At 67.3% G+C, this 14578-nt stretch carries 16 protein-coding genes; 5 read left to right on the forward strand and 11 right to left on the reverse strand.

From position 1 onward, the window contains the following. Window positions 1-2 precede the first annotated feature (2 nt). Window positions 3-461, reverse strand: a complete 459-nt coding sequence (locus NS1_RS04615) for a nitroreductase family deazaflavin-dependent oxidoreductase (protein WP_062981934.1) — start codon at window positions 459-461, stop codon at window positions 3-5. A gap of 36 nt (window positions 462-497) precedes the next feature. Beyond that, complete coding sequence (locus NS1_RS04620) at window positions 498-1064, reverse strand: TetR/AcrR family transcriptional regulator (protein WP_062982315.1); 567 nt, start codon at window positions 1062-1064, stop codon at window positions 498-500. Between the two features lie 89 nt (window positions 1065-1153). On the opposite strand from NS1_RS04620, the gene NS1_RS04625 reads away from it, so the two are divergent. Beyond that, window positions 1154-1615 (forward strand): PaaI family thioesterase, encoded by a 462-nt coding sequence (locus NS1_RS04625; protein WP_082844275.1) that lies wholly within the window; start codon window positions 1154-1156, stop codon window positions 1613-1615. A 33-nt stretch (window positions 1616-1648) separates the two neighbouring features. Further along, on the forward strand, window positions 1649-3889 hold the full coding sequence (locus NS1_RS04630; protein ID WP_255284418.1) for a molybdopterin-dependent oxidoreductase: 2241 nt from the start codon (window positions 1649-1651) through the stop codon (window positions 3887-3889). A 12-nt stretch (window positions 3890-3901) separates the two neighbouring features. Here the strand turns inward: NS1_RS04630 and NS1_RS04635 are convergent, their stop codons facing one another. Then, the gene (locus tag NS1_RS04635) at window positions 3902-4975 is read right to left on the reverse strand and encodes a fatty acid desaturase family protein (protein ID WP_062981938.1); all 1074 of its coding nucleotides are present in this window, start codon (window positions 4973-4975) and stop codon (window positions 3902-3904) included. 227 nt (window positions 4976-5202) lie between these two features. On the opposite strand from NS1_RS04635, the gene NS1_RS04640 reads away from it, so the two are divergent. Further along, the gene (locus NS1_RS04640; RefSeq protein WP_157125097.1) at window positions 5203-5463 is read left to right on the forward strand and encodes a hypothetical protein; all 261 of its coding nucleotides are present in this window, start codon (window positions 5203-5205) and stop codon (window positions 5461-5463) included. 4 nt (window positions 5464-5467) lie between these two features. Here the strand turns inward: NS1_RS04640 and NS1_RS04645 are convergent, their stop codons facing one another. After that, window positions 5468-6097 (reverse strand): hypothetical protein, encoded by a 630-nt coding sequence (locus tag NS1_RS04645; protein ID WP_062981942.1) that lies wholly within the window; start codon window positions 6095-6097, stop codon window positions 5468-5470. Between the two features lie 80 nt (window positions 6098-6177). After that, window positions 6178-7284, reverse strand: a complete 1107-nt coding sequence (locus tag NS1_RS04650; protein ID WP_062982316.1) for an alpha/beta hydrolase — start codon at window positions 7282-7284, stop codon at window positions 6178-6180. A gap of 117 nt (window positions 7285-7401) precedes the next feature. Here NS1_RS04650 and NS1_RS04655 point away from each other — a divergent pair, with 117 nt between their 5' ends. Continuing rightward, window positions 7402-8799 carry a sensor histidine kinase gene (locus tag NS1_RS04655; protein WP_062982320.1) on the forward strand — a complete coding sequence of 466 codons (1398 nt, stop codon included), beginning with the start codon at window positions 7402-7404 and terminating at the stop codon, window positions 8797-8799. 26 nt (window positions 8800-8825) lie between these two features. Next, a complete protein-coding gene (locus tag NS1_RS04660; RefSeq protein ID WP_062982318.1) occupies window positions 8826-9467 on the forward strand; it encodes a response regulator transcription factor in 642 nt (213 codons plus the stop codon). 27 nt (window positions 9468-9494) lie between these two features. Here NS1_RS04660 and NS1_RS04665 read toward each other — a convergent pair whose 3' ends face one another. The 6 genes from NS1_RS04665 to NS1_RS04690 are packed head-to-tail and all read right to left on the reverse strand — an operon-like array spanning window position 9495 to window position 14573. After that, window positions 9495-10004, reverse strand: a complete 510-nt coding sequence (locus tag NS1_RS04665) for an SRPBCC family protein (protein ID WP_062981944.1) — start codon at window positions 10002-10004, stop codon at window positions 9495-9497. A 2-nt stretch (window positions 10005-10006) separates the two neighbouring features. Continuing rightward, window positions 10007-10684, reverse strand: coding sequence for a TetR/AcrR family transcriptional regulator (locus NS1_RS04670; RefSeq protein WP_084503489.1), 678 nt, complete (start codon window positions 10682-10684; stop codon window positions 10007-10009). 13 nt (window positions 10685-10697) lie between these two features. Continuing rightward, window positions 10698-11474 (reverse strand): enoyl-CoA hydratase, encoded by a 777-nt coding sequence (locus NS1_RS04675; RefSeq protein WP_062981946.1) that lies wholly within the window; start codon window positions 11472-11474, stop codon window positions 10698-10700. After that, window positions 11471-12370, reverse strand: a complete 900-nt coding sequence (mmsB, locus tag NS1_RS04680) for a 3-hydroxyisobutyrate dehydrogenase (protein ID WP_062981948.1) — start codon at window positions 12368-12370, stop codon at window positions 11471-11473. Before mmsB ends, NS1_RS04675 begins: the two co-directional genes overlap by 4 nt. After that, entirely contained in the window at window positions 12367-13437 is a 1071-nt protein-coding gene (locus tag NS1_RS04685; RefSeq protein ID WP_062981950.1) for an enoyl-CoA hydratase/isomerase family protein, read from the reverse strand. The genes mmsB and NS1_RS04685 overlap by 4 nt, the downstream gene beginning before the upstream one ends. Beyond that, entirely contained in the window at window positions 13434-14573 is a 1140-nt protein-coding gene (locus tag NS1_RS04690; protein ID WP_062981952.1) for an acyl-CoA dehydrogenase family protein, read from the reverse strand. Before NS1_RS04690 ends, NS1_RS04685 begins: the two co-directional genes overlap by 4 nt. Window positions 14574-14578: the final 5 nt, after the last annotated feature.

Consider the following 14578-nt stretch of genomic DNA (forward strand, 5'->3'; position numbering starts at 1 on the left):
GGTCAGTGCCGATCGGTATCGGTGAAGGTGATCCGGACCGAGATCGGCGCACTCTGCAGCGCCCGGAAGGTGGCGGCGGTCAAGCCGGCGAACGCGGGATGCGACGCGAAGGTGCGCGCCCGCGCGTCGACATCGTCGTCGGGCACCAACTGCGCGGTACCGGTGCGCCAGGCGCCCCGTTGCCGAATTCGCACCTGCGGGTCGGCGGTGATGTTGGCGGTCCACCCCGAGCGGGTGCCGTGCTGGGAGATCACCCACGCGCCGGACTCGTCGAAGGCCGCCGCGATCGGGACCAGACGCAGTGCGCCGCTCTTTCGTCCGATCGTTTCCAATTCGGTGGCGAGCGCGGTGTCTATCCCTAGACGGCGCAGCGCGCGCACGGCGGGGTTGGCGACGTAGCGACCCACGCCGCGCTCGAAGAGAAACTTGCGCCGGGCGCGCTGGTCGATCTGCTCGGTCATCGTTGTCGACCTCTCTGTTCCAGGTGAGGTGAGCTTTCAGAGTTCGAGAAGTTTGACGAGGTTGGTGCCCGCGTCATCGAGCGGCTGCAGGGATTTCGTGCTTCGGCATTGGATGATCGCGCCTTCGACCGTGCTGATGATGACGCTGCCGATCGAGGCGGCCGCAGCGGAGTCCATCCCCGCCGATCTCAGGAACTCGGCCAGCCGACCGGTCCAGTCGCCGAACACAGTGGCCGACGCCGCTTGCACGGTCGGCGAGTCGCTACCGCTCTGCGCGGCGGCCACGATCGGGCATCCGGCGGTGAACGACGAGGTCTCGAGGATCTGCTTCCAGCCTTCCACGAGTCCGACGACCACCTCCGCCGGTGACGACGACGCGGCGATCAGCGCCTCGATCATCGCGGTGATCTGCTGCCCGGCGTGCAGGGTCGCCTGCTCCATGAGCTCGCTCTTGCCGCCGGGGAAGTGCAGATATATCGAGCCTCGGGCGGTCTTGCTGTGGGCGAGCAGATCGGTCAGTCCGGTCGCCGCGACTCCGTGTTCGCGCATCATGAGAATCGCGCTGCGGATGAGGCGTTCTCGTGGTCCCGTCACCGGGTTCATCGGCACCCCTTTCGCCATAGACCGATCAGTTCATCATACGGTATCGTCACCATCGATAGAACGATCGGTCTATCAAGAGAGAGGGCGCCATGACCACCACAACGCACCACCCCGAAACGCCGGATTTCGCCACCATGAGCGGCCTCGACCTGCTCCGCGCCGCGGCCGCCATGCCCGATCGCGTAGGAATCGGCTCGCTGCTCGGAATGACGATCGAGGAACTCGAGTTCGGCCGGGTGTCGTTCAGCCTCGTCACCCGCCCCGATTTCGCGAACCCCCTCGGCACCACCCACGGCGGTATCTGCGCGACCTTGCTGGACTCGGTGATGGGTTGCGCGATTCATTCCGCGCTGGACGCGGGGGTCGGGTACGGCACGTTGGAGCTGAAGGTCAACTACATCCGGTCGGTGCCGATCCACGGCCGCCGCCTCATCGCCACCGGCTCGACGCTGCACGTCGGCCGCACCACGGCGACAGCGGAAGGCAAGGTGCACGATGAAGCGGGCAAACTCGTCGCCCACGCCACCACCACCTGCATCATCCATCGCTGACGGGGGAAGTCGATGCCGGTCGAGGAGGCTCACGTGACGAACGACAGCGGGGAATGGCAGGCCAGCGCGTGCATTCTGTGTGAGAACAACTGCGGAATAACCGTCAAGGTCGAAGGACGGCGGTTCGCGAAAATCCGCGGCGACAAGGCCCATCCCGGGTCTGCCGGCTACACCTGCAACAAGGCGTTGCGGCTGGACCATTATCAAAACGGCGGCACCCGAATCACCTCACCGCTGCGGCGCGAGAACGACGGCACCTACACAGAGATCAGCTGGGATGTCGCGATCACCGAGATCGCCGACCGGCTGCGCGCGGTGCGCGACACCCACGGTGGGGAATCGATCTTCTTCTACGGTGGCGGCGGACAGGGCAACCACCTGGGCGGCGCGTACAGCAGCGCGTTGCTGCGGGCCGTCGGCGGACGCTATCGCTCCAACGCGCTCGCTCAGGAAAAACTCGGCGAGGCCTGGGTCGATGCCCATCTGACCGGCGGACACACCCACGGCGACTTCGAACACGCGCAGGTCAGCGTGTTCGTCGGTAAGAATCCGTGGCAGTCGCACGGCGTTTCGCGCGCCCGCACCGTGCTCCAGAACATCGCCAAGGACCCCGCCCGCACCATGATCGTGCTCGACCCGGTGCGCACCGAGACCGCCGATATGGCCGACATCCACCTGCAGATCAGACCGGGCACCGACGCGTGGTGCCTGGCCGCGATCCTCGGTGTGATCGTTCAGCAGGATCTGCTCGACCACGAGTTCCTGGCCGCACACACGACCGAGGCCGAGCCGGTGCTCGCCGCCCTGCGCACCATCGATGTCGACGCATATGCCCACCTGAGCGGCGTCGATCCCGCCTCGGTCCGCAGGGCCGCGCAGTTGATCGGGACCGCGGAGAGTGTGTCGACCTACGAGGATCTGGGTGTGCAGCAGAGCCCGAACAGCACCCTGGTGTCGTACCTGAACAAGCTGACCTGGTTGCTCACCGGAAACTTCGCCACCCGCGGCGCCATGCAGATGCACTCCTGGGTCGTCCCGCTGATCAACTACTCGGTGAAGAGAAAGACCACGCCGGTGACCGGGGTGCCGATGCCCGGCGGTCTCGTGCCCGCCAATGTCATCGCAGAGGAGATTCTCACCGACCATCCGCAGCGGTTCCGCGCGATGATCGTCGAATCCTCGAACCCGGCGCATTCGCTGGCGGATTCACAGCGCTTCCGCGAGGCGTTCGATTCCCTCGAACTCAGCGTCGTGATCGATGTCGCGATGACCGAGACCGCTCGTCGCGCCCACTATGTCCTTCCGGCGGCGAGTCAGTTCGAGAAGTGGGAAGCGACCTTCTTCAACCTCGAATTCCCGATCAACACCTTCCAGCTCCGCGCCCCGCTGCTCGAGCCGCTGCCCGGTACCTTGGCCGAGCCCGAAATCTATGCCCGCCTCGTCCGCGAGCTCGGTGTCGCCCGCCCGCTGGCATTGTCGGTGCTCAACGGCGCGCTGCGCTTCGGCCGCAAAGTCTATGGTCTGACGTTTCTCGCGCTGCTCGCACTCGACAAGAAGGCCGCTGGCTTGGCACCGTTCCTGCTGTACGAAACGCTCGGCCCGACTCTGCCCGGCGGCGCACGGTCAGCAGCAGTGCTGTGGGCGCTCGCCCAGCGAGTCGCGCATCTGCATCCGAAATCCATGCGCCGCGCCGGCCACCGGAACGCCGAGGCCCTGTTTTCCGCGATGCTCACCGAACGATCCGGCGTCGCGGTGACCGTCGACGAACTCGACGGCGGCTGCTGGACCTACGTGCCCGCACGCAATCTGCCGATCAACCTGACCATCACGCCCCTGCTCGCATCCCTGCGAGGTCTCGACCGCAGGGAATGGGCACACACCAGCGACGAATACCCCTTCGTCCTCTCCGCCGGCGAGCGCCGCGCGTTCACCGCGAACACGATCTTCCGTGACGACAGTTGGCGCCGCCGCGACACCACCGGCGCACTGCGGATCAGCCCTGCCGATGCCGAGCGCCTCGGATTGGCCGACGGCGGTCGGGCACTGATCACCACCAACCGCGGCTCCGCGACCGCGACTGTCGAACTCAACGACCGAATGCAAGACGGCCACATCTCCCTCCCCAACGGTCTCGGGCTCGACCTTCCCGGAACTGACCAGCGCACCGGTGTGGCGCCCAACGATCTCACCGATCTGCGACGACGCGACGAGTACTCCGCCACCCCCTGGCACAAACACGTACCCGCCCGGGTCGAACCCCTCCCGACAGCCTGACCCAGGCACGTTTCACTGATTACGTTGTGGCGCTTCGGTATCGGAGTGACGCAGCGGGGCGCCGACGTGGTGCAGGTGCGTCAGTGCCTCGCGGTAGGAGGAGACGAGTCCGGTTTCGTGGTACGGCACACCGATCTCGGCGCAGTAGTCGCGGACGATCACCCGGGCGTGACGCAGGTTCGGCGTCGGCATACTCGGGAACAGGTGGTGTTCGATCTGATAGTTGAGTCCGCCCAGGGCGAGATCGGTCACCGCGCCACCGCGCACATTGCGGGAGGTCAGGACCTGGCGACGGAGGTAGTCGGGGCGGTCGTCGCCGGTCGAGGTCGGCATGCCCTTGTGGTTCGGGGCGAAGATGCAGCCCATGTACAGGCCGAAAAGGCCCTGGTGGACGGCAAGGAACACGAGGGCTTTGTCGGCGGGCAGAACCGCGAACAGTGCGCTCAGGTAGAGGGCGAAGTGGCCGAACAGCAGCGCGCCCTCCCATCCGCGGTGTTTGACCGACTGATTGCGCAGCGCCCGAACGCCGGCCACATGGAGGTTCAGGCCCTCGAGCAGCAACAGGGGAAAGAACAGGAACGCCTGGGCCCGTCCGATGAGCCGGGGCAGACCGCGGCTGGACCGGGCCTGCCGCTGTGACCAGACCAGGATGTCGGGCGCGACATCGGGGTCGAGTTCCTCGTGGTTCGGATTGGCATGATGACGGGTGTGCTTGTCCTGCCACCAGCCGTAGCCGAGGCCGATGCCCGCGTTGCCGACGAGTCTTCCCACGAGCTCGGTCGGCTGTCGTAGCCGGAAGACTTGACGGTGCGCGACGTCGTGCATCACGAGTGCGACTTGCGCGAACGTCACGGCCGTGAACGCCGCGACCAGCAGCGTCCACCACGAATCGCCGACGAGGACGAACGCCGCCCACCCGCCGACGAACGCGATCCCGACGAGGCTGAGCCGCACGGCGTAGTAGAAAGGACGTCGGTCCATCAGCCCCGCCTCGGAGATTCGGCGCAGCAGGCGGGCGTAGTCACCGTCGGCGCCCCGCCGCGGTGACCGTGGAGATGATTCGGGGACCAGAGCAGGTGTTGTCATAGATCCCGAAGCTATCGCTGAGGTTCTCGTCGGCCGTAATCCCTTGGTATGAGACGGAATCGGACTGCGGGGTGATATCGCGGGGCAACTCCGCAGCACCGGCAGTCGAGTCCGTGCTCGAAACCGAGGGTTCGAACACGACATCCCTGGGTAAAAAGATGTCGATACCGTTCGCGAATCGGGCGAACGGGACGTCTTAGCAGGCGTTTCACAGTGTGGAGACCAGGTTGCTGAATTTGCTCGAGCTCATACGCAGACCGGCGCAGTCGACGATTTCGACCGAGCCCCCCACCGCGGCCGGGTCGCTGCGGGCAGGCGATGTCGTGCTCACCGCCAAGCGCAGCTACCGGGTGGTCAGCACGAGCTTCGCCGACGACGCGCGTCGCGCGGGCCGTGTGGTCGCCGACACGGTCGACCTGGTCACCGGCCGTCTGCGCGTGCTCGATTTCCCCAGCGCCGACACGATGGTCACCGTCAAAGCGGCGTAGTCCGTCAGACCGGCCGGTGCCGGACGTCGGTGGGGGGAGGAAAGCGGCGGGTAGTCGATTGCTTCCCGTCGGCGGGAACCACCACTTCTTCTTCCTCGACCACACGGCGCTGATCGACGCCACGCGTGCGTTCGGCGAAGGCGATATCCCGCGCACTGCGCACCGACAGGCGTCCCAGTGAGCTCGCGGCGAAGAACAGGATCAGCGCGCCGAGTCCGTAGAAATATGTCAGCTCCAGCAGCGCACGCTTGAGATCCGAGGTGGCGACCGGTTCGCCGATGTCCCCGAGTCGCAGCAGCGCGGCCAGGAACGGCCCGATCACGAACCACACGCCCGCCGCCACCGCCAACCAGCCACCGAAACTGGCGACCAGCCGGTTCCGGCTCATCAGCATGAGCAGCCCACCGACGATCGCGACGGCGCCCGGCAGGACCTCGAGCCAGCCACGAGCCGACGTCCAGACCCACGCCTCGTCCGGGGTGTACGCGAAATCGAAATAGGGGCCGACAAACGGGATGAGCGCGCCCCAGATGCCGAGAAGCAGCACCACCAGCCCGCCCAGCGCGCCCCGGCTACGCGGAATATGAAATCGTCCGCCGTTCCTGGTCGAGACTTTCTCGTCGGCATCCATCATGAGCCTCCATCATCGGAGAACAGAACTAGGTAGCGCTTACCCCGCCTAGTCCCGATTACGCACTTGCGCCGAAAACGGAATCAGCTTCGGCCGATCTCGCTGTCGCCGAGAAATCTCGAGATCTGTTCGATGACGGGCAATGGCTGCTCTTGTTGGACCCAGTGACCGGCATCGGGTATCAACACGGAGCCGGAGAATCGGGTGCAGACGACGTCCGCCATCGTGCGCAGCGCACCGGGCGATTGCCACACACCCCAATCAGACCGTCCGGCGATGAATTGCGTGGGCACTTCTATTCGCGAGTCGCGCTGCGCTGCGGGGTTGGGCAGCGTCAGGGCCGCGTACCAATTGAGGGCGCCCTGAAATCCGGTTCGACCGAATTCCCGTGCGTAGAAATTCAGTTCTTCCTCGGTCAGCCATTCACACGTGGCCCGCTGCTGCGAGGAAGGGAAGTGCGGCGCTACAGTTTCCGGCATGCTGACGCCTGCGTCCATGACGTAGTAGCGCGGCAGAAGCGCCAAGTCCGGCGCGGTAGATCCCGGCAGTTCCCCGGCGTCCGCGTTTCCCGGCCAGTCCGCGCTCTTCATGTGGAAATACGCGCGCAAGAAGTCGGCGATCCCTTGCGGGGCGTCGGCGATATCGGAGGCACTCGCCGTTCCCGCGAAGTAGTGCTGGTAATGCCTGCGTGGCGGTGACAGCGCCCGCAGCGCGGTGTCGAGTTCGGCCGACGACTTGGGGACGCCCGCGCCGGCGAACGGCGCGCTCATCAACGTCAACGATCGGATGACACATTGGTCGCCGAGCGTGGCCCAGCCCGCGACGACCGAGCCGAAGTCGTGCCCGACCAGATGAGCCCGGTCGTAGCCGAGCGCGCGAATGAGCTCGAGGGCGTCCCCGGCCAGGTTGTCGGTTCGGAAGGATGCGAGGTCGGCGACATCGCTGCCGGTGGTCCGGCCGTAGCCGCGTTGGTCAGGGGCCACCACGTGGAATCCGGCGTCGGCCAGCGGCGCCAAGACCTTGCGCCAGGAGTACGCCAGTTCGGGAAATCCGTGCAGCAGCAATACCAGCGGACGACCGGAACCGACGTGACCGGACTCGAGGATATGAACGCGCAACCCGTTGACATCGTCGAGGAAGCGGGATCTGACTCCGTCCGCCAGCCCCGGAAAGTCGACGTCCTGGCCCATAGCGCCCTCCTCCAGCTGTGAATGTGGTTGCGCCGCATTCATGGTGTAGCTCACCACACCATCGACTCGGTGGGCAGCTCGATCGAATTTCCGCGTCGCGACGACAACCATGGGGTCATGACCGAGACACCAGCCGAGTCGACCCTCGTGATCGACCTCGCCGACGAGCCGACCGTCGCGCTCGACGCACCACAGGATGACCCGCGTCGCCGCACCGGACCGTTGACCGCCGTACTGCGCGCGCCGATCGAAGCCAGGACCTGGAAGGAACTCGCCTATCTGGTCCTGTCGTTCGTGCTCGGCTGTGTGGCCGTGTGCTACCTGTTCTTCGGGTTCGGCGGCGGACTGTACGCGTCGATCCTGCTCATCGGCATTCCGTTGCTGGCGACCGTGCTGCTCGGCGGGCGGGTATGGGGCAGGATCTATCGGTTCCTCGGCGGCGCACTGCTCGGGACCCGGGTCGACTCGCCACCGGATTTCACCAGGGCGAACGGCCTGTTCGGCTTCCTGAAGAGCGCGTTCACCGATCGGCCGAGCTGGCGGGTCGTGTTGTTCCTGATCGCGCAGTCGGTGCTCGGTGTCGCGGTCGGCTACGTCGTGCTCGTGGTGATCGCGATGGTCGGGTTCACGGCGCTCTCGCCCATCCCGTGGGTGCTGCTGGATCCGGTCCAGGTGGACGACAACGGCGTCGAGCACCACAGTCTGGCGCAATTCGGCACGTTCTACATCGACACCTGGCCGCGCGCGCTCGCTCTGTCCGGGATCGGCGTCCTGCTGTGTTTCGCACTGCCGTGGCTGATCCGTAGCGTCTGCTGGTTGCATCGCATGCTGATCGTCGGCCTGTTGGCGGCGACACCGCGCGACCGGCAACTGGTAGAACTGCGGGCCAGCAGACGGGCCGCGGTGGACGATGCGACCGCCACACTGCGCCGGGTCGAACGCGACCTGCACGACGGCACGCAGGCTCGGCTGGTCACCATCGCCATGGCGCTGGGCAGGGCCGAAGAACGCATGGCCGCGGGCGGCGACGCCCGCGACCTCCTCGCCGAGGCACGCGCCAACTCCAAGGAGGCGTTGACCGAACTGCGCGAACTCGTCCGTGGTATCCATCCCCCCGCGCTCGAGCTCGGCCTCGGCCCGGCGTTGGAGACGCTCACCGCCCGCTGCGCGGTGCCGGTCGACCTGCGGGTGCAGCTCCCCCACCGGCCGAGCCCGGCCATCGAGGCGATCGCCTACTTCTCCGTCGCCGAGCTACTCACCAACGTCGTCAAACACGCGCACGCGAATCGGGCCACCGTGTCGGTGCTGCCCGAGAGCCAGCGCCGCATCGCGGTCACCGTGCACGACAATGGAATCGGTGGTGCGCCCCACCCCGGCACGCCGACCGTGACCGGTAGCGGGTTGGCCGGGCTCGCCGCGCGTGCGCTGGCCGTCGACGGCACGCTCACCGTCGACAGTCCGGTCGGCGGGCCTACCGTGGTGACCATGATCCTGCCGAACGAGGGCCCGCAGTGACCGCGGGCAGTGCATCGCACGCACCCCTGCGGGTGGTGATCGCCGAGGACAGCGCCATCCTGCGCGACGGGTTGGCCGGGCTGCTCACCGAACGCGGACACGAGGTGGTGGCGATGGTCGGCGACGCGACGTCGCTGAGCGAGATCGTCGAGACCCACCGGCCCGACGTCGCGGTGGTGGATGTGCGGATGCCGCCCACCTTCACCGACGAGGGCCTGCTGGCCGCCATCGAACTGCGCAGGAAACATCCGGGCACCGGCGTGCTCGTGTTCTCCCAGTGGATCGAAACCCGGTACGCGACAGAACTTCTCGCCGCCGGAGCCAGCGGCGTCGGCTATCTCCTCAAGGACCGCGTCGCCGACGTGGGTGATTTCGTCGACGCACTGCGTCGGGTCGCCACCGGCGGCACCGCCCTCGACCCCGAGGTGGTGAGTCAGCTGATGGGCGCGTCCCGGCAACAGGATTCGCTGGCCCGGCTCACCCCGCGCGAGCGCGAGGTGCTCGAGCTGATGGCCCAGGGACTCACCAACAACGCCATCGCCGCCTCGCTCACCGTCACCGAGCGGGCCGTCGAGAAGCACATCGGCAATATCTTCACCAAACTCGATCTGCCGCCGTCGGATACCCGCCACCGCAGGGTGCTGGCGGTTCTGCGGCTCAAAGGGTGAACCGCGCAACCTCCTACATGTCGGCCGTCACTCGCCTCCGGTTGGTGCCGTCGCGGCGACACGGCCCACGATGCCCTTGGCGATGGAGCCGGTGATCCGTTCGGTCACCACACTCGTCGAGCGCAACAGCAGTTGCAGGGCGGGCTTGCCCTCCACGGCGAAGGTCCACGTCAGCCTGGTTCCGGTGGCGGTCGACGTCAGCTCGATGTCCTCGGCGAAGCGACGCAGTCCCGGGATCGAGGCGAAGTCGACGGTGAAGGTCATGCGCCGCTGGTCGTCCCAGCGGTAGAACCGTTCGGTGAGCGCGGCGATGCGCCCGAGTGTGACGATGCGGCCGGAGCCGACGCCGAACGGTCGCGGCGTGGTCCACCGCATGCCGGTGACAAGCCCGGACCACGACACCAGCGCGTCGTCGGCGACCAGGGCCGCCCAGACCTCCGACGGCGGCGCGGGAATATCGAGGACGTGGACGTAGCGGTTCGACGCGCTCGCGAGGAATTCGTCGTCGGATTCGGTCAATGCGAATGCCTGAGCCATAGCTATCGGTGTTCTTCCTGTTGTCGATCGACTGTCGATAGTCCGTTCCAGCACAGGGCGGACGCGGTGTCGACCGCGTCCTTTTTCGAGATGGGCCGTCCCGCTTCCAGCCAGTGGCTGGCCGCGAGGCGGCTGAGACCGACCAGTCCCCAGGCGTGGATGTCGGCCCTGGTCGCATCCATGCCCACCGCCCGCAGTTCGGCGCTCACCAGGACGGCACAGTCACGCATCGCGTTGCGCACCCGCCATTCGACGCACGGTTCGCTGGGCACCGGCGATTCGAACACCAGCACATACCCGCCGAGGTCGTATTCGACGAAGTCGAAATAGGCCTGCACCGCCCCGCGTACCCGGCGGCGCGGCTCGGTGTCCGCCGTGACGGCCACCCGGACGCCGTCGACCATCCGGTCCAGATTGAGTTGCAGCACAACCAGATACAGATCCAGCTTGCTCGCGAAATGATCGTAGAGCACCGGCTTGCTGATCCCGGACCGCGCGCTGATCTCGTCCATCTTGGCGCCGTGATATCCGTGGGCGACGAACACCTCTTGCGCCGCGTCCAACATCGTCTGCCGCCGGTGGGCCCGTGCCGCGGGCCCCCGAAGCCCTGCCGCCGACGTGGCCGCTCCCCCGGCACCCGGGGTCACCGGGTGCCGGGTGTCGCCGCGCATCGTCGTCATCGCAGACCGCTCACTAGCGATGGGTGAAGTTCGGTGGCCGTTTGTCGACGAAGGCGTTCATGCCTTCGGTCTGGTCCTCGATCGCGAACAGCGAGTGGAAGACGCGGCGTTCGAACCGGATTCCCTCCGCGAGGGTGGTCTCGAAGGACCGGTTCACCGCTTCCTTGGCGATCATCGCGACCGGCAGCGACTTGGCCGCGATGGTCTCGGCCACCTCGGCGGCGACATCGAGCAGGTCGTCGGCGGCCACGATGCGCGAGACGAGTCCGGCGCGTTCGGCTTCCTCGGCGCCGATCGTGCGACCGGTCAGCACCATGTCCATCGCCTTGGCCTTGCCCACCGCGCGGGTCAGCCGTTGCGAGCCGCCGATGCCGGGGATCACGCCCAGCTTGATCTCGGGCTGGCCGAATTGCGCGGTGTCGGCGGCGATCAGGATGTCGCAGAGCATGGCCAGCTCACAGCCACCGCCCAGCGCGTAGCCCGCGACCGCGGCGATGGTCGGCTTGCGGAACTGCGCGAGCCGGTCCCAGCGAGCGAAGTAGTCGTCCATGAACATGTCCATATACGACTTGGGCGCCATCTCCTTGATGTCGGCGCCCGCCGCGAAAGCCTTGGCGGAGCCGGTGATCACGACCGCGCCGACCTCGTCATCACGACCCAACGCGTCGAGCGCGGCGACGATGTCGTCGAGCACCGCGCTGTTGAGCGCGTTGAGCGCCTTTGGCCGATTCAGCGTGATCCAGCCGACGCGGTTCTTGGTCTCGACCAGGATGGTCTCGTAGACGGTCATTCGATATCGCCTCCGTCGGAGCGTTCGCGGATGTCGGTGACGATGGCGGAGAAGTCCCGCCCGCCGTCGGTCTGGTTGAACCGCGCGTAGATCGCGGCGGCGAGTTCGCCGAGCTGACCGTCGATCCCGTTGGCCTGCAACGCGTTCGCGGCAAGCGTGAGATCTTTCGACATCAGCGCGGTGGCGAAGCCGGGCTGGTAGTCGTTGTTGGCCGGACTGGCGGGCACCGGACCCGGCACGGGGCAGTAGCTGGTCAGCGCCCAGCTCTGGCCCGACGCGGTGGACACCACGTCGAAGAACGACTGATGACTCAGGCCGAGCCGCTCACCGAGCACCAGCGCCTCCGACAGCCCGATCATGGAGATCCCGAGCAGCATGTTGTTGCAGATCTTGGCGGCCTGACCCACACCGGCGCCACCGCAGTGCACCACCTTGCCGCCCATCACCGCGAGCACATCACCCGCGTCGGCGAAGTCGGCGGCCGCGCCGCCCACCATGAAGGTGAGGGTGCCCGCGGTGGCACCGGCGACGCCACCGGAGACCGGCGCGTCCAGCGGGCGGTGACCGGCCGTAACGGCCAAAGCGGCAACCGCTTTCGCATCGGCAACATCGATGGTCGAACAGTCGATGAACAGCGTGCCGGCCGGGGCGGCGGGCAGCAGCTCGGCGTAGACGTCGAGCACGAGCTTGCCGTTGGGCAGCATGGTGATCACCACGTCACGGTCGACGGCGGCCTCGGCGGCGGTGGCCACCACCCTCGCGCCGTCGGTGCGCGCCTGCTCCTGTGCGGCGGGCACCGGGTCGAAGGCGAGCACGTCGTACCCCGCGCGCACCAGGTTCGCCGCCATCGGGCCGCCCATGTGTCCGAGCCCGAGGAAACCGATCTTCTTCGTCATCGCTGTGCCTTCGCTGTCGTCGAATCCAGTTCCGCCGCACCGAGATCAGCGAAGTAGGCCGCCACCTGATCATCGGTCACCTCGGCGAGGGTTGCCGGCCGCCACTGGGGATTGCGGTCCTTGTCGATCACCTGGGCGCGGATGCCCTCGACCAGGTCGTTGGAGCTGAGCGCGGCGACCGAGACCCGGTATTCCTGGTCGAGCACCGCCTCGAGGCTCGTCAGTGCACGTGCCGCCCGCAGCGAACGAAGCGTGACCTTCAGCGCCACCGGCGATTTGGCCAGCAGGTCCTCGGCGGCCTTGGCGGCATCGGGTGATTCGTCGGCGCGCAACCCTGCCACGATCTCCTCCACGGTGTCCGCGCGGTAGCAGGCGTCGATCCAGCTCTGCTGCGCGAGCAACTCCGACGCGGGCGCGGCCGCGGTGAACTGTGCGATCGCCTCGTCGGCGCCTGCCGTGCGCAGGGCGTCGAGCAGGGCCTCGATGTCGCCGGAGGGCACGTAGTAGTCGGCGAAACCGGTTGCGATCGCGTCGCCCGCGTTCATCCGCGCGGTGGTCAGCGCCACGTGGGTGCCGATCTCGCCCGGCGCCCGCGAGAGCAGGTAGGTGCCGCCGACGTCGGGGACGAAACCGATGCCGACCTCGGGCATCCCGATCTTGGACCGTTCGGTGACGATGCGGTGACTGCCGTGCCCGGCCAGGCCGACGCCGCCGCCCATCACGATGCCGTCCATGATCACCACGTACGGCTTGGGATAGCTGCCGATCAGCGCGTTGAGTAGGTACTCGTCACGCCAGAACCGCCCGGTCGGCGAATCGGCGCCCGCCGTACCACCTTTCGCGTCGGCGTGGATGGCGACGATGTCGCCGCCCGCGCAGAGCCCGCGCTCGCCCGCGCCGGTGACCACGACGGTGCGCACCGCGTCGTCCTCGGCCCAGGACCGCAGCGCGTCGGTGATCGCCAGCGTCATCGCGTGATTGAGCGCGTTGATGGCCTTGGGCCGGTTCAGGGTGATCAGGCCGAGGCCCTCACGCACAGCGATCAGCACTTCGGGTTCGTCGGTCATGCTGCTCCGATCAGCGAGCGGGCGACGACCACCCGCATGATTTCGTTGGTGCCCTCGAGGATCTGGTGCACCCGCAGGTCGCGCACGATCTTCTCCAGGCCGTATTCGTGCAGGTAGCCATAGCCGCCGTGCAATTGCAGCGCCTTGTTGGCCACCTCGAAACCGGTGTCGGTGGCGAATCGCTTCGCCATCGCGCACAGGGTGACCTTGTCGGGCGCGTCCGCGTCGAGCGCGGCCGCGGCCCGCCACAGCAGTGTCCGCGCCGCCTCCAGTTCGGTGGCCATATCGGCGAGCTGGAACTGCAGTGCCTCGTTGCGCACCAGGGGTTTACCGAAGGCGTGGCGTTCGGTGAGGTAGCGGACCGTCTTGTCGAGCGCGGCCTGCGCACCGCCGAGCGAGCACGCGGCGATATTGAGTCGGCCGCCGTTGAGGCCGTTCATCGCGATCGAGAAGCCCTCGCCTTCCTCGCCGAGGCGATTGGCGACCGGCACCCTGGCGCCGTCGAGCAGGACCTGGCGGGTCGGCTGGGCATTCCAGCCCATCTTCCGTTCGTTCGGTCCCACTGTCAGACCCGGTGTATCAGCCGGGACGATCAGCGCCGAGATGCCGCGCGGGCCTTCCCCACCGGTGCGCACCATCATCACGTACACGTCGTTGGAGCCCGCGCCGGAGATGAATTGCTTGGCGCCGGTGAGGATGTAGTCCTCGCCGTCGCGAACGGCCTTGGTGCCCAGGGCCGCCGCGTCGGAGCCGATGCCCGGCTCGGTGAGGGCATAACTGCCGAGCAGCTCCAACGACGCCATCCCCGGCACCCACCGGTGACGCTGCTGCTCGGTGCCGTAGGCATCGATCATCCAGGTCGCCATGTTGTGGATCGAGATGTACGCCGACACCGAGGGGCACCCGGTGGAGAGCTGTTCGAAGATCCGCACCGCGTCGAGCCTGCGCAGTTCGGAGCCGCCCACATCGGCGCGTACCGAGATGCCGCCGAGTCCGAGCGGGCCTGCCTTGCGCAGCACATCGACCGGAAAGTGTTTGCGCTCATCCCAATCCAGCGCGTCGGGCGCCAAGAACTCGTCGGCGAATTGGCGCGCGGTCTCACCGATCGCGCGCTCGTCCGCATCGAGAGTGAACATCGCCG

Source organism: Nocardia salmonicida NBRC 13393 (assembly GCF_001613085.1).
GTDB classification, from domain to species: Bacteria; Actinomycetota; Actinomycetes; order Mycobacteriales; family Mycobacteriaceae; genus Nocardia; species Nocardia salmonicida.